20 protein-coding genes are annotated in these 22,494 nt (G+C 63.7%); 7 read left to right on the top strand and 13 right to left on the bottom strand.

Annotated features, from left to right (window positions below; genetic code table 11):
* Positions 1-31: 31 nt before the first annotated feature.
* Together GVV77_RS00425 and GVV77_RS00420 are read left to right on the top strand one after the other, a co-directional pair.
* A complete protein-coding gene (locus tag GVV77_RS00425) occupies positions 32-862 on the top strand; it encodes an ABC transporter permease (RefSeq protein WP_281350563.1) in 831 nt (276 codons plus the stop codon).
* A gap of 33 nt (positions 863-895) precedes the next feature.
* Positions 896-2,227, top strand: coding sequence for a hypothetical protein (locus tag GVV77_RS00420; protein ID WP_210252836.1), 1,332 nt, complete (start codon positions 896-898; stop codon positions 2,225-2,227).
* Here the strand turns inward: GVV77_RS00420 and GVV77_RS00415 are convergent.
* The 5 genes from GVV77_RS00415 to GVV77_RS00395 form a co-directional block, all read right to left on the bottom strand.
* Positions 2,202-3,299, bottom strand: coding sequence for a type I restriction endonuclease (locus tag GVV77_RS00415; protein WP_159615351.1), 1,098 nt, complete (start codon positions 3,297-3,299; stop codon positions 2,202-2,204). The genes GVV77_RS00420 and GVV77_RS00415 overlap by 26 nt on opposite strands.
* A 273-nt stretch (positions 3,300-3,572) precedes the next feature.
* Entirely contained in the window at positions 3,573-4,568 is a 996-nt protein-coding gene (gene dhaK, locus GVV77_RS00410) for a dihydroxyacetone kinase subunit DhaK (protein WP_159615349.1), read from the bottom strand.
* Between the two features lie 45 nt (positions 4,569-4,613).
* Positions 4,614-5,246, bottom strand: coding sequence for a dihydroxyacetone kinase subunit DhaL (dhaL, locus tag GVV77_RS00405; RefSeq protein WP_159615347.1), 633 nt, complete (start codon positions 5,244-5,246; stop codon positions 4,614-4,616).
* The gene (locus tag GVV77_RS00400; RefSeq protein WP_159615345.1) at positions 5,243-6,061 is read right to left on the bottom strand and encodes an HAD-IA family hydrolase; all 819 of its coding nucleotides are present in this window, start codon (positions 6,059-6,061) and stop codon (positions 5,243-5,245) included. The genes dhaL and GVV77_RS00400 overlap by 4 nt, the downstream gene beginning before the upstream one ends.
* Positions 6,062-6,063: 2 nt before the next feature.
* A complete protein-coding gene (locus GVV77_RS00395) occupies positions 6,064-6,927 on the bottom strand; it encodes a class II fructose-bisphosphate aldolase (RefSeq protein WP_159615343.1) in 864 nt (287 codons plus the stop codon).
* A gap of 187 nt (positions 6,928-7,114) precedes the next feature.
* Here GVV77_RS00395 and GVV77_RS00390 point away from each other — a divergent pair, with 187 nt between their 5' ends.
* Positions 7,115-7,534, top strand: coding sequence for a GlcG/HbpS family heme-binding protein (locus GVV77_RS00390; protein WP_159615341.1), 420 nt, complete (start codon positions 7,115-7,117; stop codon positions 7,532-7,534).
* Positions 7,535-7,540: 6 nt separating this feature from the next.
* Here GVV77_RS00390 and GVV77_RS00385 read toward each other — a convergent pair whose 3' ends face one another.
* Together GVV77_RS00385 and GVV77_RS00380 are read right to left on the bottom strand one after the other, a co-directional pair.
* A complete protein-coding gene (locus tag GVV77_RS00385) occupies positions 7,541-9,379 on the bottom strand; it encodes a hybrid sensor histidine kinase/response regulator transcription factor (protein WP_159615339.1) in 1,839 nt (612 codons plus the stop codon).
* 258 nt (positions 9,380-9,637) lie between these two features.
* A complete protein-coding gene (locus GVV77_RS00380) occupies positions 9,638-10,207 on the bottom strand; it encodes a hypothetical protein (protein ID WP_159615328.1) in 570 nt (189 codons plus the stop codon).
* 232 nt (positions 10,208-10,439) lie between these two features.
* Here GVV77_RS00380 and GVV77_RS00375 point away from each other — a divergent pair, with 232 nt between their 5' ends.
* Both GVV77_RS00375 and GVV77_RS00370 read left to right on the top strand, forming a co-directional pair.
* Entirely contained in the window at positions 10,440-10,823 is a 384-nt protein-coding gene (locus tag GVV77_RS00375) for a PH domain-containing protein (protein ID WP_159615326.1), read from the top strand.
* Positions 10,824-10,952: 129 nt separating this feature from the next.
* Positions 10,953-12,308 (top strand): GmrSD restriction endonuclease domain-containing protein, encoded by a 1,356-nt coding sequence (locus tag GVV77_RS00370; RefSeq protein WP_159615324.1) that lies wholly within the window; start codon positions 10,953-10,955, stop codon positions 12,306-12,308.
* Between the two features lie 59 nt (positions 12,309-12,367).
* On the opposite strand, the gene GVV77_RS00365 is transcribed toward GVV77_RS00370, so the two are convergent.
* Positions 12,368-12,622, bottom strand: a complete 255-nt coding sequence (locus tag GVV77_RS00365) for a hypothetical protein (RefSeq protein WP_159615322.1) — start codon at positions 12,620-12,622, stop codon at positions 12,368-12,370.
* 285 nt (positions 12,623-12,907) lie between these two features.
* Here GVV77_RS00365 and GVV77_RS00360 point away from each other — a divergent pair, with 285 nt between their 5' ends.
* Positions 12,908-14,047, top strand: a complete 1,140-nt coding sequence (locus GVV77_RS00360; protein ID WP_159615320.1) for a ScyD/ScyE family protein — start codon at positions 12,908-12,910, stop codon at positions 14,045-14,047.
* 75 nt (positions 14,048-14,122) lie between these two features.
* Here the strand turns inward: GVV77_RS00360 and GVV77_RS00355 are convergent, their stop codons facing one another.
* Positions 14,123-14,767, bottom strand: a complete 645-nt coding sequence (locus tag GVV77_RS00355; RefSeq protein WP_210252835.1) for a hypothetical protein — start codon at positions 14,765-14,767, stop codon at positions 14,123-14,125.
* Positions 14,768-15,122: 355 nt separating this feature from the next.
* Between GVV77_RS00355 and GVV77_RS00350 the strand changes: the two genes are divergently transcribed.
* Positions 15,123-15,968, top strand: coding sequence for a protein NO VEIN domain-containing protein (locus GVV77_RS00350; protein WP_159615316.1), 846 nt, complete (start codon positions 15,123-15,125; stop codon positions 15,966-15,968).
* Between the two features lie 182 nt (positions 15,969-16,150).
* On the opposite strand, the gene GVV77_RS00345 is transcribed toward GVV77_RS00350, so the two are convergent.
* The 4 genes from GVV77_RS00345 to GVV77_RS00330 are packed head-to-tail and all read right to left on the bottom strand — an operon-like array spanning position 16,151 to position 22,486.
* Positions 16,151-16,891 (bottom strand): DUF6339 family protein, encoded by a 741-nt coding sequence (locus GVV77_RS00345; RefSeq protein ID WP_159615314.1) that lies wholly within the window; start codon positions 16,889-16,891, stop codon positions 16,151-16,153.
* A complete protein-coding gene (locus GVV77_RS00340; protein ID WP_159615312.1) occupies positions 16,888-17,796 on the bottom strand; it encodes a hypothetical protein in 909 nt (302 codons plus the stop codon). The genes GVV77_RS00345 and GVV77_RS00340 overlap by 4 nt, the downstream gene beginning before the upstream one ends.
* Positions 17,796-19,742: a hypothetical protein gene (locus tag GVV77_RS00335; protein WP_159615310.1), complete on the bottom strand. Its 1,947-nt coding sequence runs from the start codon at positions 19,740-19,742 to the stop codon at positions 17,796-17,798. The genes GVV77_RS00340 and GVV77_RS00335 overlap by 1 nt, the downstream gene beginning before the upstream one ends.
* 20 nt (positions 19,743-19,762) lie before the next feature.
* Positions 19,763-22,486, bottom strand: a complete 2,724-nt coding sequence (locus GVV77_RS00330) for a Z1 domain-containing protein (protein ID WP_159615308.1) — start codon at positions 22,484-22,486, stop codon at positions 19,763-19,765.
* Positions 22,487-22,494 lie beyond the last annotated feature (8 nt).

Genomic DNA, 22,494 nt, shown 5'->3' with positions numbered 1-22,494 from the left:
CTCTCCTCCCCCGCCCGCGCACGACGGGGTCGTGCGGGCCCGTCCCTTTGCCGGCCGTTCGCTGCTGGGCTCTGAGATCTCGGTGCTGTTCCGCCGCCGTCGGACTTGGGCCATGCTGGCCGCCCTCGCCGCGATCCCGATCCTCATTGCCGTGGTGGTGCGGCTGTCCGAGGGACCCGAGCCGGGCCGGGGTCCGGCCTTCCTGGCGAGCATCACGCAGAACGGGCTGTTCGTGTCTCTGACGGCGCTGACCGTGTCGATTCCGTTGTTCCTGCCGCTGACCATCGGCGTGGTCGCCGGGGACACCATCGCCGGTGAGGCGAACCTTGGCACGCTGCGGTATCTGCTGGTGGCGCCGGCCGGGCGGGTGCGGCTGCTGCTGGTGAAGTACGCGGGGGCGGCGGTGTTCTGCCTTGTGGCGACGCTGACGGTGGTGACGACGGGTGCGCTGATCGGTGCCGCACTGTTTCCCATCGGCCCGGTGGCACTGCTCTCCGGCACGACCGTGGGCTTCGGCGGCTATGCGGTGCGCCTGCTGCTGCTGGCGCTGTACGTGACGATGTCCCTGCTCGGCCTGAGTGCGATCGGGCTGTTCATCTCCACCCTCACCTCGGTCCCCGTGGGAGCCATGGCCGCGACCGCCGCGCTGGCCGCCGTCTCGCAGATCCTCGGTGCACTGCCGCAGCTTGAGTGGATGCACCCGTGGCTGTTCACCCACTACTGGTTCGGGTTCGGGGATCTGTTGCGGGATCCGATCGCATGGCAGTCCTTCGGTGACAATGCCCTGCTGCAGCTTGGGTACATCGCGGTGTTCGGGGCGCTGGCCTTCGGGCGCTTCAGCACCAAGGACATTCTGACCTGAGGTACCGGCCCACCAAACGTCGAAGAATGCCAGGTGTTGCTGCACACCGAAATACTTTCTGCCTGCTTGAATTGGCAGATGGAACATGAGACTCAGGAGCTCGGCATCTTCGTCTCCGGCAAAGAAGCGGCAATCGTCGGACATTCCGATCTCGTGCAGAAGTTCATGCAGGAGTTGGCCGTCAATCCAGAGTTGGGTGCGACAGCGAAGAAGGCGACGCTGGACGCTGTGGCCGCCGTCAGCGGCATCGCAGCGGTCAGTTCCTCAATGGCGGGCAAGACTTTCACCCTGACGGCCGAGTCCGCTGAGCTGTTCGACAAATTGAAGAAGTTCAATCCCGACGGCGGCGGCCCGCTTGCGGGAGTTGTCCGGGGAGCGAAAGGGCGCATCGCCGCCCACGCGCAGTTCGAGCCCACGAAGATGAATCCGATGGTTGCCTCCAATATGGCGACGCTGAGCGCCGCCGCCGCTCTGAAAGCAGCCTTGGCCGACCTCGAACAACTTGTGGAGGCCATGGACATTAAGCTCGACCGGCTGTTATCCGACAACAGGGCTCAGGCACTCGGAGACGTTCAAGGGGTCACGTTGGTTCTCGATAAGGCGTATGCGCTTTACGAGGAGAGCGGCCGCATCAGTGAGACGACATGGACTCAGGTCTCCGGCCACAGCACGGCGCTCGCCCAATCGTCCTCTTATGCGCTGAATCAACTGGACGTCATCGCCGATTCCCTCTCCAAAGGAACTGCTGCGGAAAAATCTGATGCGATAAAGCATGCAAGCGGCTCCGAACTCCGCTCGTGGCTTGTCCTCCTCGCTGCATGCCACGCGAATCAGACGAGACTCGACGCGCTCGAAATTGCTCACGTGGGGAAATCTGAACCGGAGGACGTTGAGCATCATGTCGCGGCTGTGGAGCGGGCAGCAGGACGTCGCCAGGAACTCGCCGCGCTTCGGCTGCAGAAGTTGAACGATGCAGTCAGCGCGACAGCGAAAATCAACGACTTCTCGCGGGTCGTCAATCCGCTTCGAAGCGCGGCGACATTGAACGCGGTTGAGAATATTCAGCAGGCCGTGGCGCAATTCGCGACAATCTATGACCTCGAAGGTCTCGTGTACGGCGATGTGGAGCGGGAGACCTGGCGCAAGTCGCTCAGCGACCTTTCGAGCCAAACCCGGCAGGTGTTGGGCACCGCAGCGAGTTCCGTACCTGGGGCCGTGACCAAAGCGAAGCCCCAGGTACAGAAACTGCGGGAAATAGAGTTCAGCAGACCAAAGTGGCCTAAGCGGAACAAGGCCGGCGACTCGAAGGAACTCGAGGCACCCGAGGAGCAAGCAGCAATTAGCCAGTTGCCAGATACGCCCTGACGCTGGAGCGCAGGGTGTCGGCGTGCTCGTAGATCTCGTCGAGCGAGCTGATCGGCACCCGCTGCTCCACTTTCTGGTCGTCAAAGACGCCGAGGTACTTCTGCACCCGGTTGAAATGCAGCCGGGCGATTGGCTTCCGGTTGTTGTCGTCCAGCAGGACGGCGAAGTATGACTTTGCGTCACGTTGCACCACCCGGGCGGGCTTCACCTCATTACAGACAATGGCCCGTACGATCTGGTAACCCTCGAGCTCTTCAAGGGTGGTTTCCACACCGGTGTCGATGAGGTCATCCTCGACAACCTGTTCGCTGGTGACCGTCGCCGCGATGACCGAGTCACTGGCCATTGGGAAGTTCGGCGCGCCAAGGGCCGTCTTGAGGCGGTCATTCACCTGCTCGTTGAGGAACTGCTTCGTCGCCTTGGTCACGAGACCGGTGAACTGATCACGGACCTTCTGGGTGTAAGGACCGTCGTAGACCCGCGTGGCCAGGAATTTGATCCATTCGCTGTCCGGTTCCTTGAACTGGCCCGCGAGCGTCCGCTTGATCTGGCCGATGTACTTCAATTCACCCGCCGCATTGATAATCGAATCAAGATCGAAGATTTCCTTGGTGAGCTTCATCAGCTCCGGTATCAGCGTCTCGTCAATGTCGTTCAGGTCCAGCACGAGGAAGGGCTTCGCATCCATCCGGTTGGGTGCATCAAGATCGGTAAAGAACTCGTACACCTCGCCGTTAGTAAGGATCGCAATCCGGGCGTTGGTCACGGCGAAGTAGCGGTAGAGCTGAGACGCGTGCTCGATTTTGAGTGGTTCCTTGGACTTTTTGCACTCGATGAGGATCTGCACCGTCCCGCCGTGCATGATGGCGTAGTCGATCTTTTCACCCTTTTTCACGCCGACGTCGGCAGTGAACTCGGGCACCACCTCGAGTGGGTTGAAGACGTCGTATCCGAGGATGGTCGAGATGAACGGCATAATGAACGCGTTCTTCGTCGCTTCTTCTGTTTCAATCTGAGACCTTTGTTGCCGCACCTTCGCGGCCAATGCGGTCAAGCGCTCTGCAAACTCCACTAATCCCCCTGCATTGGAATGAATGGTGCAACCATAGCGGACCACCAGGACAAATCACCGGAGCTTGGGATGGCGACGCCGCCGCGGAATCCTCAAGGTGCGTTATCACGATCACCGTCGGCTGCAGAATGATCAAGATCGAGTTCAGCGGAGACGGAAAGGCAAAAAACACTCACGACGTCATTTTGTCCGCGGTTGATTCGGGCAACGCAGACACGAACGACGGCGGGGCCGGCAGCCAAAGGTGCCGGCCCCGCCGTCGAGCATTGATCCTTAAAACACCCGGATCGGAATCTCCGCCGGATCCATCAGCAGCGACTCGATCTCCTCGTCGAGCTTCACCAGGGTGATCGAGGCGCCCGCCATGTCCAGCGAGGTGCAGTACTCCCCCACATAGCTGCGGCCCACACTGATGCCCTGCTCGGCCAGCCGCTTGTGCGCCTGCCCGTACAGCAGGTACAGCTCGCTGATCGGGGTGCCGCCGAGGCCGTTGACCATGAGGGCGACGCGGTCGCCGTCGCCGAAGGGCAGATCCTTGACCACCGGGCCCAGGATCTCCTCGACGATCTCGTTGGCCGGCATCATCTTGGCCCTGCGCCGGCCGGGCTCGCCGTGGATGCCGACGCCCATCTCGATCTCGTCCTCACCCAGGTCGAACAGCGGGCTGCCCTTCGCCGGCGGGGTGCACGCGGTAAGCGCAACGCCCATGGTGCGCGTCACCGAGTTCACCTTCTCGCCGATCCGGATGACCTCGTCGAGGTCCGCCCCGCGCTCCGCAGCGGCGGCCACGGCCTTGATGACGAAGAAGTTGCCCGCCACCCCGCGGCGGCCGATGGTGTAAGTGGAATCCTCGACGGAGACATCGTCGTTGATGAACAGGGTCTTCACCTCGATGCCGTCGGCCGAGGACATCTCCTGCGCCATCTCGAACACCATTTTGTCGCCGGTGTAGTTGTTGACCAGCAGCAGCACACCCTTGGGTGATGCCATCAGCTTCGTCGTCTCATACACGTAGTCGAACGGCGGCGCGGCAAACACGTCGCCCGGGCACGCGGCGTCGAGCATGCCCTTGCCCACGATCATCACGTGCGCGGGCTCATGCCCCGACCCGGAGCCCTGCACGATCGACACCTTGCCCTGGTCGGGCCCGTCGGCGCGCATGATGAGGTTGTACTCGGGCACGTACTTGAGGGTGTCCGGGTTGGCGAGCGCCAGGCCTTCGAGCATCTCCGGGACAAACTGCTGCGGATCGTTGACGAACTTCTTCATGAGTCCTCCACATCGTTGGGTTGGATCAGGCTGGTACGGGGAACATCAGGGCCAGTCGGCCACGATGCGCTCGATCAGGATCGCCACCGCGACGGCGCCGGCGTCCGGCGAACCGATACTGCGTTCCCCGCTGTAACTGGCGCGGCCCCGCTTGGCCTCGAGCTTCGACGTGGCATCGGCGCACTCGCGGGTCTTCGCGGCGAAGGCCTTCCGGCACTCCTCGGGCGACGCGCCGGCCGCGATCTGCCGTTCGAGCTCGTCGGTGGCCGGGATCAGGGCATCGAGCAGCGTCTTGTCACCGAGGTCGGCATTGCCGCGCGTCTTGATGCCGTCGGTGGCTCCGCGCAGCATGGCGACGACGGCGGTGCCGTCGATGGTGTCCACGGCTTTCGCGGCGGCCGAGGCCCGGAGGAACGCCGTTCCCCACAGCGGACCCGACGTCCCGCCGATCCTGCTGGAAATCACGAGGGCGATCTGCTGGAGGAAGGTGGCGACGTCGTCGCGCTTCAAGGAGTCCCAGTCGGTCAGCACCTTCTCGAAGCCACGGGCCAGGGAGTAGCCGAGGTCGCCGTCGCCCACCACGGCGTCGAGGTCCCCGAATTCCTTTTCGTTCTCCACCGCTGTGGCGGCAAGGGTGCGCACAACGTATTCGACGTCGGCGAGGTCGGTCGCTGTCATGATGTCTCCGTATCGGTGGTTGGGGCGGAGTCCGTTCCGCCGGGCGCTGGGCGCCCCAGCAGGTCCTGCAGCGTGGCGAGGGTGACGACGCCGGGAACATCAGCGCCGAACGGGTTCGCGAGGACCTCCGCCCGCTCGCCGTCGGACTCACCGAGGGAGCTGACCACGAGCGAGGCGCCGGTGAAGTCCTCCTCGCGGGTGAAGCCGCTTACGGTCACGACGGTGCGAAGGCCGGCGGCGACGGCGGCGCGCAGTCCATTGCCGCTGTCCTCCACGACGATGGCATCGGCGTCGGATACCCCGAGTTCCTTCAGTGCCAGGAGGTAGATGTCGGGTGCTGGCTTCTTGGCAGGCACCACGTCACCGGCGAACACCGAGAAGTGCGCGGCGAGGTCATCCCCGACGGCGTGGGTAAGGACCGCACGGACGGCGGGTTCCGCGGAGGTCGAGGCGACGGCGAGGGTCCATCCGGCGTCGGAGGCCTCCTTCACGATCCGAGCGATCCCCGGCCGGGCCGGCATGACGCCGCTCTCCACCAGCCCCTTGTACACCTCGGTTTTCCGCTTGTGCCAGGCGAGGATCGCGGCGTCAATGGCGGCCTCGTCCTTCAGGCCCAGCTCCTGCGCCAGGTCCGGGGTGAGGATGCTGCGCATGCGCTCCTTGCCGCCGCCGATCTTCACCTTCTCGGCGTACTCCTCCACGCTCCACTGCACGGGCACGTTGAAGTCGCCAAAGGTCTGGTTGAAGGCGGGCAGATGGCCGTACTGTTCGGTGTCGGCGAGCACGCCGTCGCAGTCGAAGATGAGCGCAGGCATGCTCAGCGGCCTCCCTTGCCGGCGCTGCCGAACTGCGTGCAGAGGTCCGTGACGAGGGCGAGCACGTCCGCGCGCGTGGCCTTGAACAGCGACGGTGGATCCCACTTGTTGTTCTGCTCCGCCTGTTTCAGGAACGCCAGGCTGGACTGCATGTACGTTTCTTTGAGCGCGGTGGAGATGTTGACCTTTGCGCAGCCGCGGGCGATGAGGTCGGCGAACTGATCGTTGCTCAGGCCGCTGCCGCCGTGCAGCGCGATCGGGACGTTGCGTGCCTCAACGATCTGGGTGACGCGTTCGACGTCGAGCACGGGTGCGGCCTTGTAGCTGCCGTGGGCGTTGCCGATCGACGGGGCGAAGACATCGATTCCGGTGGCGTCGATGAAGGCGAGCGCTGTTTCGAGGCTCTGCTGCTTGGAGACCTCGTCGGAGCCGTGGTCATCCTCGACGCCGGTGATCGCCTCGATCTCCCCTTCGACCTGGGCGCCGTAGCTGCGGGCCTCCGCGACGACATCGATGGTCTGCCGCTGATTCTCCTCGACGGGCAGGTTGGAGGCGTCGAAGAGCACCGAGTTCCAGCCGGCCTTCAGGCATTCGGTCACCACGGCGCGGTCGGGGCAATGATCCAGGTGCAGGGTCACGGGCACCTCGATGCCGCGCGTCAGGGACTGCCACATGTCGAAGAGCACCCGGGACCCGATGCTGCGCACGGTCTTCACGGAGGTCTGCAGGATCACCGGCGAGTTCGCTTCGACCGCGCCGGCCAGGACTCCCTCCATGGTCAGGTCATTGAAGATGTTGATCGCGGGCACGCCGTAGCGCGCCTCAAACGCCGGACCGACGATGTCTTTCAGGGGTACAACACCCACGGCAAATCCTCCTGGCTAGGCTTCTTCTCACGCTAGGCACGGTGCGCTCGGGCCGGTATGGGGGTTACCCCACCCCCGTCTCTGGGGGTAATCACCACCTCGCCAGCGGCAGTCATCGATGGTTGAGTTGGGCGCGGCTGTTCCGCCACACCACCCCCAATCCCCCACTTCAAAGATGAAGGACACCATGGCTCAAGGATCAGTACTCGAAACCGTCACCGCCGAGGAAGCCCGCCGCGTCATCGACGCCGCCGCGGCCAAGGCCTCGGAGATCGGCCAACCGATGGACATCGCCGTCGTCGACGCCGGCGGGAACCTCAAGGCGCATCTGAGGATGGACGGCGCGAACATCGGCAGCATCACCATCGCGATCAACAAGGCCTACACGTCCATCGCCTTTCAAAGCGAGACCGGCGACCTGCAGGAGGCCACCCGTCACGACGGGCCCATCTTCGGACTGAGCGATGCGCACGGCGGCCGTCTGGCGGTGTTCCCCGGAGGCATTCCGCTGGTCCGCGACGGTAGCATCATGGGCGCCATCGGGGTCTCCACCGGCACCATCGAGCAGGACCAGGAGGTCGCCTCGGCGGGAGCTGCCGCCTTCTGACGAGTTCTACCGGGCCTGGTGCTGCAGGCCCACCAGCATGGTGCGGTTGCGGGCACCGGTCTTCCGGAGCATCGCGCCTACGTGCTTCTCGACGGTTTTCACCGAAATGGCGAGCCGGGAGGCGATCTGCTTGTCGGCCAGGCCTTGTCCCAGCAGGTTACGGACCTCGAGTTCGCGGGCCGTCAGGCGGACGCCCGCATCCTCCTGCGTCGCGGCGTTCCCGTGTGCTTCGGTGAAGCGGGTGAACACGGCGCCGTCGAGCAGGGCATCTCCGCGGGCCGCGGCGACCACCACGCGGGCCACCTCGGCCGGTGTCGAGTGCCTCGAGAGGAAGCCACGCACCCCAGACGCCGCGGCCAGCCGCAGCTGGTCAAGCGTCGGGTGATCGACAATCGCCACCACGGGCCGGTCCACCGGATCCACTGCCGCTCCCGATTGCCGGGCGGCGGTGTACTCCTCGAGGAGGTCCCAGTCGAGCACGATCATGTCCGGCTGCAGCAGCGAGATCGACTCCACGAGGTCCTCGAGGCTGCCCGGCTCCCCCATCACCTGCACCGACGGTTCTGAGGTCTCGAGCAGGCGCACCACGCCCGCACGCACTATCGGCTGGACGCATGCGACGAGCACCTGCCATCGCTCGCGGGACACTTCCCCGCTGGCGGAGTAGGGCACTTCCGCGCGCACGCTCGTTCCCCAGCCCGGCGTCGAGTCGATGGAGAGCTCACCGCGCAGGTAGTGGGCGCGGGCCGCCATGCCGTGGAGTCCCAGGCAGGCGGACGACGACGGCGACCCTTCCGTTCCGCGCTTCGCGGCGGCGTCGAACCCGCGGCCGTTGTCCTCGATGACGGCGGTGATTCCGGCGGCGTTGTAGAAGAGGCCCACCCGGCAGGTGCTGGCGTGGGCATGCACTACGACGTTGCCCACGGCCTCCTGCACGATCATGAACACCTGGTGGGCCACCTCGGCCGCGAGATCGTGGGGCTGCCCGACCACCGAGAGCGTGGCATCGAGGGAGGAGGTGGCCGCCACCCGTTTCAGTTCGCTACGGATGGCTTCCTCGAGGGTCCCGCCGGCGAGGCTGGAGGGGCCCAGCCCGAGGACCGTGCGCCGGGTGTCGAAGAGGGCTTCGTGGGCGAGGACGCGAGCGGAGTCAATGTGCTGGGTTGCCGGCGAACCGGCGGGGGTGGCCTTGTCCGCGCGGTCGAGGTGGAGCAGCAGGGACCCGAGGGACCGGCCGATGGTCTCATGGACATCGCGCACCGCCCGCTCACGTTCCCCGGCAACCGCGGCTTCGCGCTCCCTGCCGGCGGCAGCGTTGTGGAGCCGGGAGTTCATGATCGCGATGGCGGCGTGGTTGGCGAAGAGCTCCACCAGCGACGCTTCCGCGGCAGTGAAGCTTCGGTCGGGTCCGTTGCTGAAAATGGCGAACGTGCCGATGATGGTGCCGTCCCACGCAATGGGCACGCCGATGACGGCGCTGCCCCAGCGCGGATCGCTTGGGGAGATGTGGCCGGTGGGGACGGAGGCGTAGCGGTCGAGGATCACGGTGCCGCGGTGCTTCACGATCTGTCCGGTGAGGCCTTCGGTCAGCGGGAAGGTCTGGCCTTCGAGGCAGCCAACACCCTGGTCCACCTCCTTGCGGTAATAGCCCTCGGACTCGTGGACGATCGAGATGGCGCCGCTTTCGCAGCCGAGGAGCGCGACGGCGTGGCCCAGAACGCGTTCGAGCAGCGGGACCAGCTCGAACTGGCCGGCGAGGTCCCCTGCCAGTTCGGTAATGCGGTCGAGTTCGGACCGTGGGGTGGCAGGTGGCTGCTGAGGTCGTTCCGGCGTGGAGAGCTGCATGCGGGGCACCTGTCTGCGACGACCGAGCGCGACGCTGCGTCCGGGCCTTCAGGATAACGGGCCGCTTCGGGTCGCTGGATAGGGCGGATTGGGCTGTGCAGGTGCGTGGTTCGATGCTATTGAGGATGGAGCAGGTGGCCGAAGGAAGACCCGGAGCCCTGCCTACACCCGCATCTCCCGTCGCGGGATAACCTCACCGAACGCGTACCAGACGCTCACGCCCCAGCATCGGATTGGTGGGGACCCTCGTAGTCGCCGTCAGCTGACGGCGGTCAATTGGTCAGGCAGAACCCCGTCCGCACCGGGCTGCCGCCAACACCCCGGATCTCCGCACGGGCGCACGAGTCTGACCTTATTCGTCCTAAGGTACGGAATCTCCCGCTGAATCGACACTAATGAATGCTCAACTTCCTCGTTGTCCATCGTCTTCACACGGTCAGCGATGAAGCGCAGGTTTTGAGCTTGCTCCTCGACATGCCAAAGGAGCCTCTGGTCCAACTCTTTCATCGCCCTACTGTCACCGAAACGCATCGCACCAAGGGCCGTCCTGCCAACGGCAAGGCGCTCCAATGCCCAGGCCACTCCGTAGTAGGCGTGTATCAACTCGGATTCAGTGATACGCCCATGCTGCTCGTGACCGCCGTACAGCCAATTCCCGATCACATTCCGGGCAGAGGCAACCTCGCCCGTGGTCAGATCCGCCAACAGCGCGGCGGAATACTGGCGTCTGCCAGTCTTGAGCGCTGTATGCGCGGTCATCCAGCTGATGAGTGCAGCGACGGCGCTGCCGACTGCTGCAATCATCGCCCACATTGCGACCGAGTCCACCAAGTCTCCTCACGTCCTTTACAAAGTTCACCGCACCACCGAGTCGGCCTCCTACTCCAGCCAAGGGCCGGCAAACGAATCGCGCATTAAAATATGCGAGCGTGCAGGGAGCCTACTAATCCGCGTAATTCTGCATTGCCGACCCGCAAACATAATCATAGGTGTTTCATGTGCGCCTAATTCTGCGCATGGGCTCTATGCTGAAGCCACTATCTACTTTTTTGGGGGAACTTTGAGCGGAATTCTTCACGACCGGCCGGAACAGCTGCAGATGATTCAGGAAGGACTCCTTCCTGGCGAACACGTCATCGCGGTTTACGACTGCATCGGAGTGGGCACCGGGTTCATCGGCATTACGAACCTCCGAGTGGTGTTGCAGGATAAGAGCTTCGTGGGCAACCGGGTTGCGGTCACCTCTGTCCCCTACCGCTCGATCCAGTCGGTAGCCATGCTGTCGAACAAATCGATGCTCGGCAAGTTCTATTCGAGCTCGGCCATCGCCATCACCGCCGGAGCGAAAGTAGTCGAGGCGGAATTCCGGGGCGACGGAAAAGCGAAGCATGCACACGACGTCATCCTGTCATTGATCATGAATGCGCCAATCGCCGGCCGGTAAAGGACCTGTGCAACGGCGGAGCTGGGACGCCCTGGTGAATGGCCACTGGTTGGGGGCAGACAAAACTCGCTCTGACACGCTGTAGGATTGCCCCGCACAACATTCGCTTTTCAGCTGGGGGACAATTCCATGAGCGAGCCTTTCGGGCGCAGCCCTGCCTCAAATCCATTGCCCGAAGGGCCGAAACGCCGCAGGATCGATCGATCCACCTTGATCGTCGTGGCGGTCGTGCTCCTCAGCATCGTCGTCGTCGACACCGCGGACCTCGCCGGTGGAGCCCTCGGTTCCACCGGGCTGGTCTTTCTGGCGACGGGCCTCTACGCCCTGATCTCCGGAAGGCCATCGTGGCTGCGCCTGCCGGACCGGAAGGCCGCCGGTATGACCACTGCTGTCAGCGTGGTGGCCCTCATGGCAGGCATCCTTCTCAACCCTCCGGCCGGCGCTCCCGAAAGGACCGCAGCAGCCGACAAGACTGCGGCCAGCGCACCCGCGGGGACGCCGTCGCCGTCGCCCACCCCCACTCCCCGGCCGAGCACCACCAAGGCGCCGGCGCCCACGCCGAGCCCGACGCCCGACGTCGCCCCTCTCGATACCGACGAGGTGCCGACCGTCACTGTGCAGGGAGCAATCGCTCCGCAGAGCCAGCCCGCCGCCGGCACCAAGGCCCTCGCACTGCTGGAGACGCTGGCCATCAAGGGACGGGCACCAAAGACCGGCTACGACCGGGACCAGTTCGGGACCGCCTGGGCCGACGTCGACCGCAACGGCTGCGACACCCGGAACGACATCCTGAAGCTGCAGCTCTACGACATCGTCTTCGCCAATAGCGTGCCCTGCAAGGTGGCCTCGGGTGTGCTCGACGACCCGTACACCGCGACCACCATCCGGTTCATCCGCGGGCAGTCCACCAGCTCGGCGGTGCAGATCGACCACGTCGTCGCGCTCTCCGACGCATGGCAGAAGGGTGCTCAGCAGCTGAGCGTCGAGCAGCGCATGGCGTTCGCGAACGACCCGCTGAACCTTCAGGCGACCGACGGCCCGACCAACCAGCAGAAGGGCGACGGCGACGCCGCCACCTGGCTGCCGCCCAACAAAGCCTTCCGCTGCACCTACGTCGCGACCCAGATCTCGGTGAAGGCTACCTACGGGCTGTGGGTCACCCAGGCCGAGCATGACGCCATGGCGTCCGTCCTTGGGTCCTGCGGGGACATCGACGCTCCGACGAACCAGGAACCTCCGGTCGCCGAGCCGGCCCCCGTCCCCGCACAACCCGAGCCGGTTCCTGCGGCGCCTGCGCCTGCTCCGGCACCAGTCGCTCCCGCTCCCGTCGCTCCGGCTCCGGTTGTGCCCGCTCCGGCGCCTGCACCGTACTACCCGAACTGTGCTGCGGTGCGCGCCGCGGGGATGGCGCCCATTTCCATCAGCACTCCCGGCTACGGGCCCCATCTCGACCGCGACGGCGACGGTTGGGGCTGCGACAGCTGACCCCGCTCGGGCAAAGCGATTGGCTCAGCGTGCAACCGCTTCAGGCTGGGCGGCCGGTGTCACCACCACTCGTGCCCGCAGGAAGGGTTTTGGCACTGCCAGGTCGGTGTACCCACCTCCCGCTCCGCCGTCTTCGGGTTCCGGCGCTCACGCATCTGGATGCAGCAGCCGGCGAACACGGTGTTGGGCATCGTTGCCTGTTCATTGGGCATGATCATCCCGTAGGCGATACGCCACGCCTCGGACCGGCAGACCGGACACAGGCGTCGCCGTCGGGCCCGCGGGGTGCTGGCTGTTTCGTTGGCCGTTTCCATGCGCTCACTGTAGGTCGGCGCACCCACTATTGTTCCTGTGACCGCCGCTAAAGATTTTTGTAACCGGAATAGCAGCCGGACTTAGCAGGCGGACACAATGCCAAGCAGCGTGAATCACACCGGAGTAATACCGTGGACAGTCGATCAGGGCCGTCATAGCATGAAGCGACGCCGCCCTTCCGGCCGACGACCGGGGTAGCAGTGCGCCAGTGGGAATCCCACTGCTCGGTTGCTGGGACCGCTTTACCGCGTCTTGATCACCCGCAAAACCTGAGGATTGATCCCATGAAGGGTAATACTGCGCGTCTTTTCAGCACCACACTTCTAACCGTCGCCCTTACCGGGACCGGCGTTGCTGCCGGCGCGGTCGAGGTCCAGCACCACGTCGGAGGGACGGTTGCTCCCGGCGATCAGACCGAGCTTGCGAATTCCTTGGTCGGCCCCCTGCGCATCGCCGCCGGTCCGGGCGGGGCGACCTACGTCACCCAGAACTTCGCCGGGCTGCTGAGCAGTGTTGGCGGCGATGGCGTCGTCACGAACCTGGTGGAACGCCCCAATATCGAAGTGGGCGGCGTCACCACACACGGGCCGGACACCTACTTCACCGAAAGTGTCGGCGGCCCGGGTGAGACACGGCCGTTGGTCGCCAACGTCAGCGTGCTTCGGAACGGTGCCGTCACCGTCCTGGCCGATCTCGCCGCGTTTGAGACCGCCAACAATTTCGACGCGAAATCCGAGTACGGGCTGCAGAACACCCCCCAGTCGTGCCTGGACCAGCTGCCGCCGCCGATCGCCCCTTATGCAGGACCGCATGGCGGTGAGGTGTATTCGCATCCGTACGCGACGGCGCTGGATCCCACCGGGCACACACTGTTCGTGGCGGACGCAGGCGCGAACGCGATCTTTGCCGTCGACTTGGCGACGGGGGCGGTTCGGTTCATTTCGCTCATCGGGCCCGTTCCGACGGTGCTCACGGCGGCGGATGCCGCCGAGTTCGGGCTGCCGGCCTGCACCATCGGAAAGACCTACAACTCGGAGCCGGTGCCGACGGACATCGAGGTCGGGAAAGACGGCTACCTGTACGTCTCGTCGCTTCCGGGCGTGCCCGAGGGCGAGATGGCAGGGTCGGTCCTCAAGATCGACCCGGCGACCGGCAACGGGGCGTCAGTGATCGTTGGCCTCCACACGCCGACCGGTCTGGCGTTCGACGACAAGGGCAACCTCTTCATCGCCGAGCTAATGGCCAACCGCATCTCGGTGGTGCCCGCCGGAACGACGAAGGCCGTGCTGTTTACCCAGGCAGTGCTGCCGGCCGACGTCGAGGTTGACGGTAACGGCCTCTTGGCGACGACGAACGTGCTGCCGGCGCCGGACGCGCCGCCGAACGGCATGCTCGTCCGATACGGGTTGGTGTACGGCGGCTGACGCCAGTTCGAGCGACGAAGCCGCGCCTTCCGCCAGGTAAGCGGGAGGCGCGGTTTCTTCGCGAACGGCGTATGGCTATGAGTGCCAATCGATCGCAGTCAAAACTTGATGACCTATACGCCGAATGCTTGCGTTGACACTGGGATCAGCTGCCGTAAACCGGTCGAGATGTGACCGGACGGTGGATTTGATGCACCCCCAGGAAATCCAGCAGACGACGTCGTCGACCCGGGACATGAGGTCGGCGAACGTGAGCCCAACATCACCCGCTCGCTCAAGTACCGCCGGCAAGTGACGCTCGATAGCTTCTGTTATGTCGAGGCGCCCGAGGCCCTTCACCCTTACCGGAGGCTCGACCCCGAAGAGGAACAACAAGGGCGAGCGTCCATCCGAGTTTGTCATTACAGCAAGGAATTCGCGTGCGAGTTGCTCCTGCTGGAAAGCACTCGTTCGGATTCTCTTTGCTTCAACAAGGGCGTAGACATCCGGCGTGGTGATGAGCGCATCGGGTTGCACCACGAAGCGCGTGGAGACTGCTTTTACGGGGTTCACCTGCAGGTCACCGGAAAGCAGGGAGATATCAGCTGACTCTGCCTGCAGCGCGAGACGGGAGCGTATACCATCAGCGCCATTGCTTGAACGGATCAGCGCAACGAAGAAGTGATCCCGAGGCAGCAGGTCCAGACCGCCGAGCACTTCGGCGGTCAGGACGTTCTCCACCCCCGTCCGCCCATGCGGTACTTCACTGCTTTTTCCCACGAGATTTCCTCGAGAAGCCGCGCGATCATTGAGGACGGCAGAGCATCAAAATCCATGTCCTGATCCTGCCCTAAAAACACTTCAAATGAGGACGATGCGGAGGCACAAGGCACCGTCGTCATTCCCGGAGCAACCTCATCCGCTGAGTCAGGTGAAGGGCGACGTCATAAGGGTTGCCCGTGCTAGGTGATTCGCGCTGGGTCCGCCCAACGACGTGGATGGGACAATATGCGTGGTGCATCTTAGTAATCGCGCGATGTGAAAGCTCCGAGGACTGGAGCCAGGCGATCTCTCGGGCGAGCAGTATCCTGGCACAATGACCGAACCGCACGGAAGCTCCTGGACTGATGTTGAAGTGGAAGCTGTCGTCCGAAGTTATTTCGCGATGCTCCGCCGTGAGCTTTCCGGCAAGACATTCAATAAATCTGAGGAGAATCGCAAACTTCAGGCAATCATCGGACGCACAAAAGGCTCAATTGAATTCAAGCATCAGAATATCTCTGCGATCATCATTGAAGCGAAAGGCATCCCCATCGACGGTTACAAACCGATGGGTAATGTTCAGGATAGATTGCGAACAGCCGTGCTCGAGAACTTCTACGGCGACCACGACCTGCAGAGGCTCATGTTGCGCTCTGTCCAAGACTCGGAGGAACCAATCGCCGGGCCCGTGGACCTACTGTTCCGGACTGAGGCGCCTGTACTAGACCTTCCAGATAGGCACCCCACGCGCTCTCGGGCGGGACGCCACGTCGACTTTCAGCAGGTGGAAGCGCAGCGCAGGGATCTTGGTTTGGCTGGGGAAAGGAGCGTGGTCGCCTATGAAAAGCACGTCTTACGGAGTGTTGGCCGAAGTGAACTTGCCGATCGCGTGGAGCACGTATCCGCCACACAGGGCGACGGGACCGGCTACGACGTACTATCCTTTGAACCTTCCGGAAGAGAGAAATTTATCGAGGTGAAAACAACGCGGAGCATCATGCAGCTCCCCTTCCTCGTCTCACGCAATGAGGTGGAATTCTCAGCTGAAGTTCCTGACCAGTTCCATTTGTACCGTGTGTTCCAGTTTGGTAAACCCAAGAGCGGCTTTTACACCCTGACTGGCTCACTTCGAATCACCGCGGCTCTCGAACCGGTGGCCTACCAAGGACGACCAGCGTGAGGCAGATGGGAGCTACGCCAATCCCGTATCGCAATTGGTCTCCGCCGATTGACACACCCGGCGGCAGACTCACCTCTCGTCCCTGTCCCTGTCCCTGTCCCTGTGAATGACAGCGCCACAGGGCCGACAAAATGCGGGTTCCAGTATCTGCGCAATATTCCTCCTTGTTGAGGAGTCAGGGCTCACGCACCCTCCAGGTACTGCCGGACCCGTTGATCCGCGCTGCTGACCAGTCCTGCCAGCTCGGTATCGTTCAGCGCCCCGATGACGGTGGTGCCAGTCCGCGCTTGGATCTCGCGCAGGAATCTCCTGGTGTACAGGTGGCTACGGTCCATACCTTCGTACCCGAGGATGAATTGCGCGGCAGCTCGAGCAAGCCGCGGGTCGGAGACGAAAATCGTGCGCTCTGTGAGGCCCACGAGTTCGTCCTCCACTAGGGGGTTGGTCGAGGCGTCCAGCAGATCGCCTAGGGCCTGGCGACGGAACCACAGACGACGTAGCACATGACGGCGGGGCGGACCGACGTGTCGTGCTGCGATGCTCAGAGGGAACCGCGACGCCGCCGTTCCTGGAAGGACCGCCAGTCCGAGGAACCACCAGACCTCCATGGATGCCGCTTCCGCCGGGACGATGTCGAGGGTGTCCCACAGCACCGCGCTGATTCTGCGGTCGAACTCCGCGGCTGCCTGGTTGGTGCCCAGCCCGTCCAACCCCGTAATGACCTCCGATGCCCTGGTCCGGAGGAGTTGCAAGCGTTGCTGGGTTACGGGAATTCCGCCTGTTGCCCTGGGGCTGGCGCTGACCAAATCCACGGGGGTGGTTGGCGAGTCCGGAGGAAGGGAGCCTGCGGCCTGGAGCTCCTGGAGGCGTCGCTCTGCCTCGTGCTTGTTGATCCGGTGGTACAGCAACTGACCGGTATTCACTCTTGAGCTCCTCCGTAGTAGCCCACTGACTCCTCCAGCTCCAGCACGACGTTGGCGGGGGCGTTAGCGATCCGGCGTGCAGTGGCCAGCAGACTGATCCCAAAATGGTGGCGGCAGAGTTGCTCCGCCACATGGCCCAGGCTTCCCTTCCCGCAGTCGGCGGCTCCTGCGAGGTCTGCGTCTCCGTCGGCTCTGGCTGACATCTGTAGAAGTAGCGCGAGAACCACGTCGCGGCGCACGCTGGCCAAAGCCCTTCTCCGTAATTCACCGCCGCCGGGTTGCATCAGCTCCTGGGCGACGGGGAGGTCGGAGTTGAGATATAGGCGGGCGCATCGCCCGTAGGGAGCCTGGAGGTCGTCTACGTCCACAATGAACCGCCACGGCGATGCGTTCCACCCCTGCTCCTGAAAGCTGACCGGCGTAATCGGTAGCTGGTCAGGAGCGGCCGAGAGGTCAATTTGTTCGATGGGTCCCTTGGCCAGACGGGCGCCAGGAGTGCGTTCCGGATGTCCGTGCCGGAGTCCGGGGCCGACCAGGTGCGCAGACGCCACGAGCCGTCCATCTACCCGGTTCCCGGGAACTAATACTGTGAGCTCGGCTCCGAGGACGCCTTCGCTCAGAGGAAGCAGAGGGACAGAGACCGTGGAACGCCAGGCGCTCTCCCGGCACACCACCTCTCCGACTAGCTTGACGTCGACAGCCTCCGTGCGCCCAACCGCACGGACTATGGCGGCCGCAGGGCACTCCACCGCGGTCCGCAGGTGGAGGTCCACGGCGTAGTCCCACCGGTCTGCCACGGTGGAGAAGTCCAGTCCTGACGGGTGCACGATCTCCCAGGGTGTCCATCCCAGCGCGCCAGGCGAGACGGTGACGTGGGGGAAGGCAACAATTTTCTGGCCGGCCATCAGAGAGTCTCTGCCCCGATCGCGAATGAGAGGTCATCGGGCAGGACCACGTCCACATAGGCCGGGAGTCGCGAACCTGTAGCCCCGGATGCGACGACGGCAGTTGCCGAGCCGGACACGATCCACTGCTGACCTTCTGCGAATGCGGGGCCCCAGTGCAACTCGACCTTCTCGTCGGTCTCGAGGTCCAGACCGCCCTCAGCGGTAGCCACCCGGACCGACAGCATGAACCTATGCCGATCTCCCCACTTCCCTGTGAGGGTGAGGCCGATGCGCTGGCGCTGACGTCCGGCGCCTTCCGCGCCGAGAAGATCGATCGACTCGATCTCCACGGACCGCGACACGCCACCTCTCTTGGTGCCTCCGCCCCCTGTGCCGCCCTTGCGTCTCACTTCGGGCTCTGCCGTGAAACCGCCCAGGTCCGACAACTCCGCAGACAAAGCCGCCGCCGAGCCCTCCGACACGGTCACCGGGGTTTCGCCGTAGGACTTGAGCAACGAACGGACTTCAGACCTGATCTCTCTGAGTGCCACTCTGACGAAGGTCTTCGCGTGGGACTTGGTCATGGACGTAGGGACCCAGTCGTCGTGTGCGGGGGTCTCAGACCGGGCGAAGGCATCGTCCATGGCGGGAATGGGCTTGAACACGGCGGTCCAGCACAGCTCCTGCGTTGCAATCGGTTCCCCGACGGGCAGGTACTTCACCACGAGCTCAGCCTGGTTGCGCATCAGGCACACGGCATCGACAGGCACCTTGACCTGCTGTCCGGCATACTCTTTGGACGGGTCCTTCGCCACCGGTGCCGGTCCCACGTCCACACTGAGGTGGCCCAGCAGTCTGCGTGGACTCCCGCACCAAATCTCCTTCGTGTGCGATCCCGGCGATATTGATGGCTCAGCTGCCCCGACTACCGCCTGCACCTTGCGCACCGTCTCCAGGGCTGAGCGGTAGCCATCCATGCCCGGGATCAGGTCCAGGCTCTCGGCGTTCATCTCCTCCTCACCGACGAATATCCTCAAGGCCGGGACGCCCGAGACGTCGAGTAGCTTCGGCCAGAGATTTTTCACCACCAACTTCCTCAAACGGTCGTGGATGCCGCCGAGGACGCCGTGGGTGACGACTGCCAAATCGGACTCCTCGTTGTAGAGCAGAGTCGCCGGGTCGGGGTCCAGGACGAGCATGGAGGTTCCTGTTTCCCCGGGTTCGAACCTCCTGTCGAATAGAGCCTCGCCAATCTTTCGTGCCCGCTCACCGCGCAATGGCTCCACCCTCGTCCGCTCGCCCTCTTGGGCCGCCTCGGGGATGTGCCCCCACCAGTGGCGACCTGTGTACCGCCTGCCATCGTGGTCGAACGCGCGCCCCAGGCCGCTGACGATGAGCCGGTGCTCGAGATTCCCGGTGTCCGTCGCGCACACCGACCAGTAGACGACTGTCTTCGCTCGGCTCGCCTTAAATGCACTGCTCTTTCCGAAGCCGAAGGAGCCCCCGGTGCCTGCGCCCTTGTTCGCAGTGCCGACGTTGAACACCAAGTCGATGAAGTTGGTGGGGGTGCCAGAAGGCACTGCGAGGTCGGAGCGGACCGGTCCGTTGAGCCCAGTGGTCCCCCGGTCCCAGATCTCCAGAGCGCCCATGGTCTGCCGTGCAAAGCTCTCATGGAGGTTCGTGAACCTGGTGCCTTGCGCGAATACAACCCTGCTGAGCATCTGCTCTGCCTCCCGCGTGAAGACCTTGCAACGGAGGCCGAATTCGGGGGAGCCTCCTGGCTCACGGGCGTCCCAGGAATTCTGTGCGGACTCACGAATGAGCAGCTCGACGATCTCCACCTCCGGCTGCCCTAGCAGACGATCAGTTCCGGAGGCATCCATGCTGCCGACCCCGAACTCGAGCGGAAACCAGTCCAGAGTTTCTCCGGGAACACTCTTTTCCCTGTCCGTTTCGGAAGACATCCGGCGAGAGAACAGTGCCTTCAAAGCGATTCTCCCCCCTCAGGCGGAGGAGCGGGCACGTAGTCCTTTTCGTTGTCGTCTTCGACCACGAAGTCGACAACGACGTCGAGGTCCTCGTCGTCGAGGGTGGGGGTGACGGCGACGTACTCGACGTCTCCGTGCCCAGCGTCGGGCAGCACCAGTCCCAACCCGATGATGTGCTCATCGGCGTCCATGTTGCGCCGGTTCTTCGATGCCTTGCCGTAGTGGTCAGCCTGGGAGTTTTTGTCGATGGCGTAGAGCACCAACAAGGGGACGTTGCCGTTCAGCTGGCGGAACTTCAGTTGCTCTTCTACGGTCTTCTGTTCCTTGGACCCACCAGCGGTGCTGGCTCGGCGCTCCAGGATTTGGAGATCGATCAGAACGTCGTTGCCAGCCATGAGCGCCTTTATGTTGGCGCTGGCGGCGCATCCTGACTCCAGCAACGGGGGCCTCTGTGTCAGCGGGACATCGGCCCCGTGCGCGTAGGAGTAGGTTCCCCCGCTCTTCGACTCCGCGTTGCTCGAGGCCCGGAGCACGACGTTCCAGCCCCGATCGGCGTGCTTCTCAATCCACGGAACTGTCCTCTCAGGTTGCAACGGCGTATGATCCGGGTTGACGGCGTATCCGGACAGGAAGGCCGCCACCAGAGAAGCTGGGACCTCACTGAGCATCACAGACCCGGTGAGCTTGTCCACGATGGGTGTGATGCCGCCTGCAAGGGCCTCCTGGACGAGCTCGTTAGCCTTTTCCTGGTTGCTTCTCAGAGTGTCGCCGTCGTGCTCCTCGAACCTGGTCGTCTGGTGGCGATGGCCACCCAGCGCCAGGGTTACCTTCTCGGTCATCGTCATCTTGTTTCGTGAGGTGATCTCGAGCCGTCCGGGGTGGGTCCTCACCGCGACTCCCACCTCGTTGGGCGGGCTGCCGGCCTGAGCCATCTGACGAACCTTGTCCCTGAGCTCTTCTTCGACGCCTGCGAGGAAGGCGTAGTCCACGGCGAGTTCCGCGGAAGTCCAGATGCGGAGGAGGTCTGCGTAGTCCGGCCGGTAGCCGAACCACCGTCCCATCTGCAACAACGTGTCGTAGGCAGACGCACCGCGGACAAAGTAGGACGTGACGAGGCCTTCAAGGGTGAGGCCCCTGGCGAGGGTGTTGCCGCCCACGACGACCACCGTACGAGGACGTCCGTCAGGATATTCCACTCTGTAGCTGGATGCGCCGTTGTCCGCCAGTACCTCCAGGTCTGCGAGCACGTCCGCCACCAGGGGCCGGATCTGGTCCCATGCGGGGTTGGCCTGGCCTTCAGGCTCGATCTGTGTGTTCTCGGTGCTGTAGAGCGCTTCAAGGCGCGTGCAGTCTCCAGCTGCGACCGTTTCGCGCAGCTCGTGCACGTACTCCTGCAGGACTGCCTGGAGGGCAAAGTGGGAGTCTTTCCACGCGGCTGTGTGGACGAGCATGGAGGAGTGGAAGTCTCCGTGGCCCCGGAATCGTCGCACCGCGGAGGCAATCACAAACCACTGCACCGCGGCCGCCAGTGAGGGCACCATCTCGGGGTCGTAGTACTCGCCGGTCTTCTCCTGCGCCTGCGGTGACTTGGGCACGATAATCTCGACTTCTTCCTTGGGAACGTACCGGACGATTCCCATTCCGTCGTCGGAGCCGTCCTCCGAGAACTCCCCGGAGACCCCGAAGACCTTCCTCGCACCGATGTAGGTTTCGGGTCGACTCAGGGGGTAGATGAAGTTAGCGGGGTAGAGCTCGCCGCCATCGTCCGGATCCATGAAGATGTTTGCGAACGGAGTGGCCGTGTAGGCGACGTAGGATCCGGTCTCGACGAGTTCCCAGACCTGGCGGACCAGATTGTTGATGCCCGAGTACTTCTCCTTCTTGGCCTCCGTGTTCGGTGTCGCCTGGTCGGACTCGTCGTCGATGATGAGGATCGGCGTCTTCGCCAGGGCGCCCTGTTGCCGTGCCATTTTCAGGAAGCTCACGAGGTTGGTGAGTCTGCTGGGATTCTTCTTGACGACGGCGGTCACATAGAAGTTGGACTTCCCGAGGACCTGGGTGCCAGCCAGCGACGTGCCAATATCACCTGTGGCGTCCGTCAGGGGATACCAGGAAGCACGGGTGTTGAAGAGATCCCTGTCGAGACGCTCCTGTGTCTGCTGCCTGAGATTGTTGTGCATGCCAGCGAGGACGATCACCATCCGGAATCCCTCGTCGAGGGCCTTGGCCACCACTGCGGTGTAGTTGGCAGTCTTCCCGGACTGGACGTAGCCGATGACGAGTCCTCTGACCTTGTCACCCTTAACCTTGGGATTCGCCAGGCCCTTGACGATCAGACCCGATTCCTTGTCGATTGTCGCCACTGCATCGGCAAGAGGTCCGGCTGACATCTTTTGTTTGATCTGCCCCCACACAAGTCCGGGGTCCTTATTGTTGTCGTACCACCCTCCGCCGTCTTCTGCAGGCTTCCCGTCGACCACTTCCCCGCTGTTCTTCGCGTTGTACTGCTCGATGCCCTCTTCGTGCTCCCTCTTCATCTCCGCCAGGAGCTCGGCCACCCCGGGGAAAGCGCCCACCTGCTCCATGTAGAAGTCGATGGCTTCATTGAACGAGTTACCTAGGAGCTTGTGGCCCTCAATCATCTTCTTTAAACCCGGCTTGTTCAGCACTTTGAATTGCTCCTTCATCGGCGGTGGAGGAAGGTCCTCATTAACTCTCACCGCATCAA

This window comes from Arthrobacter zhaoguopingii (genome assembly GCF_009828605.1).
GTDB lineage: Bacteria > Actinomycetota > Actinomycetes > Actinomycetales > Micrococcaceae > Arthrobacter_D > Arthrobacter_D zhaoguopingii.
The sequence above is the reverse complement of the archived record's forward strand: the minus strand, read 5'-3'. Positions and strand labels throughout refer to the sequence as shown.

Coding starts and splice junctions, on each gene's coding strand:
- GVV77_RS00340 (WP_159615312.1), bottom strand. CDS start 17,796: ATGGCCGGCCAGAAAATTGTTGCCTTCCCCCACGTCACCGTCTCGCCT.
- dhaK (WP_159615349.1), bottom strand. CDS start 4,568: ATGAAGAAGTTCGTCAACGATCCGCAGCAGTTTGTCCCGGAGATGCTC.
- GVV77_RS00350 (WP_159615316.1), top strand. CDS start 15,123: ATGACCGAACCGCACGGAAGCTCCTGGACTGATGTTGAAGTGGAAGCT.
- GVV77_RS00360 (WP_159615320.1), top strand. CDS start 12,908: ATGAAGGGTAATACTGCGCGTCTTTTCAGCACCACACTTCTAACCGTC.
- GVV77_RS00385 (WP_159615339.1), bottom strand. CDS start 9,379: ATGCAGCTCTCCACGCCGGAACGACCTCAGCAGCCACCTGCCACCCCA.
- GVV77_RS00400 (WP_159615345.1), bottom strand. CDS start 6,061: ATGCCTGCGCTCATCTTCGACTGCGACGGCGTGCTCGCCGACACCGAA.
- GVV77_RS00365 (WP_159615322.1), bottom strand. CDS start 12,622: ATGGAAACGGCCAACGAAACAGCCAGCACCCCGCGGGCCCGACGGCGA.
- GVV77_RS00370 (WP_159615324.1), top strand. CDS start 10,953: ATGAGCGAGCCTTTCGGGCGCAGCCCTGCCTCAAATCCATTGCCCGAA.
- dhaL (WP_159615347.1), bottom strand. CDS start 5,246: ATGACAGCGACCGACCTCGCCGACGTCGAATACGTTGTGCGCACCCTT.
- GVV77_RS00390 (WP_159615341.1), top strand. CDS start 7,115: ATGGCTCAAGGATCAGTACTCGAAACCGTCACCGCCGAGGAAGCCCGC.
- GVV77_RS00335 (WP_159615310.1), bottom strand. CDS start 19,742: ATGTCTTCCGAAACGGACAGGGAAAAGAGTGTTCCCGGAGAAACTCTG.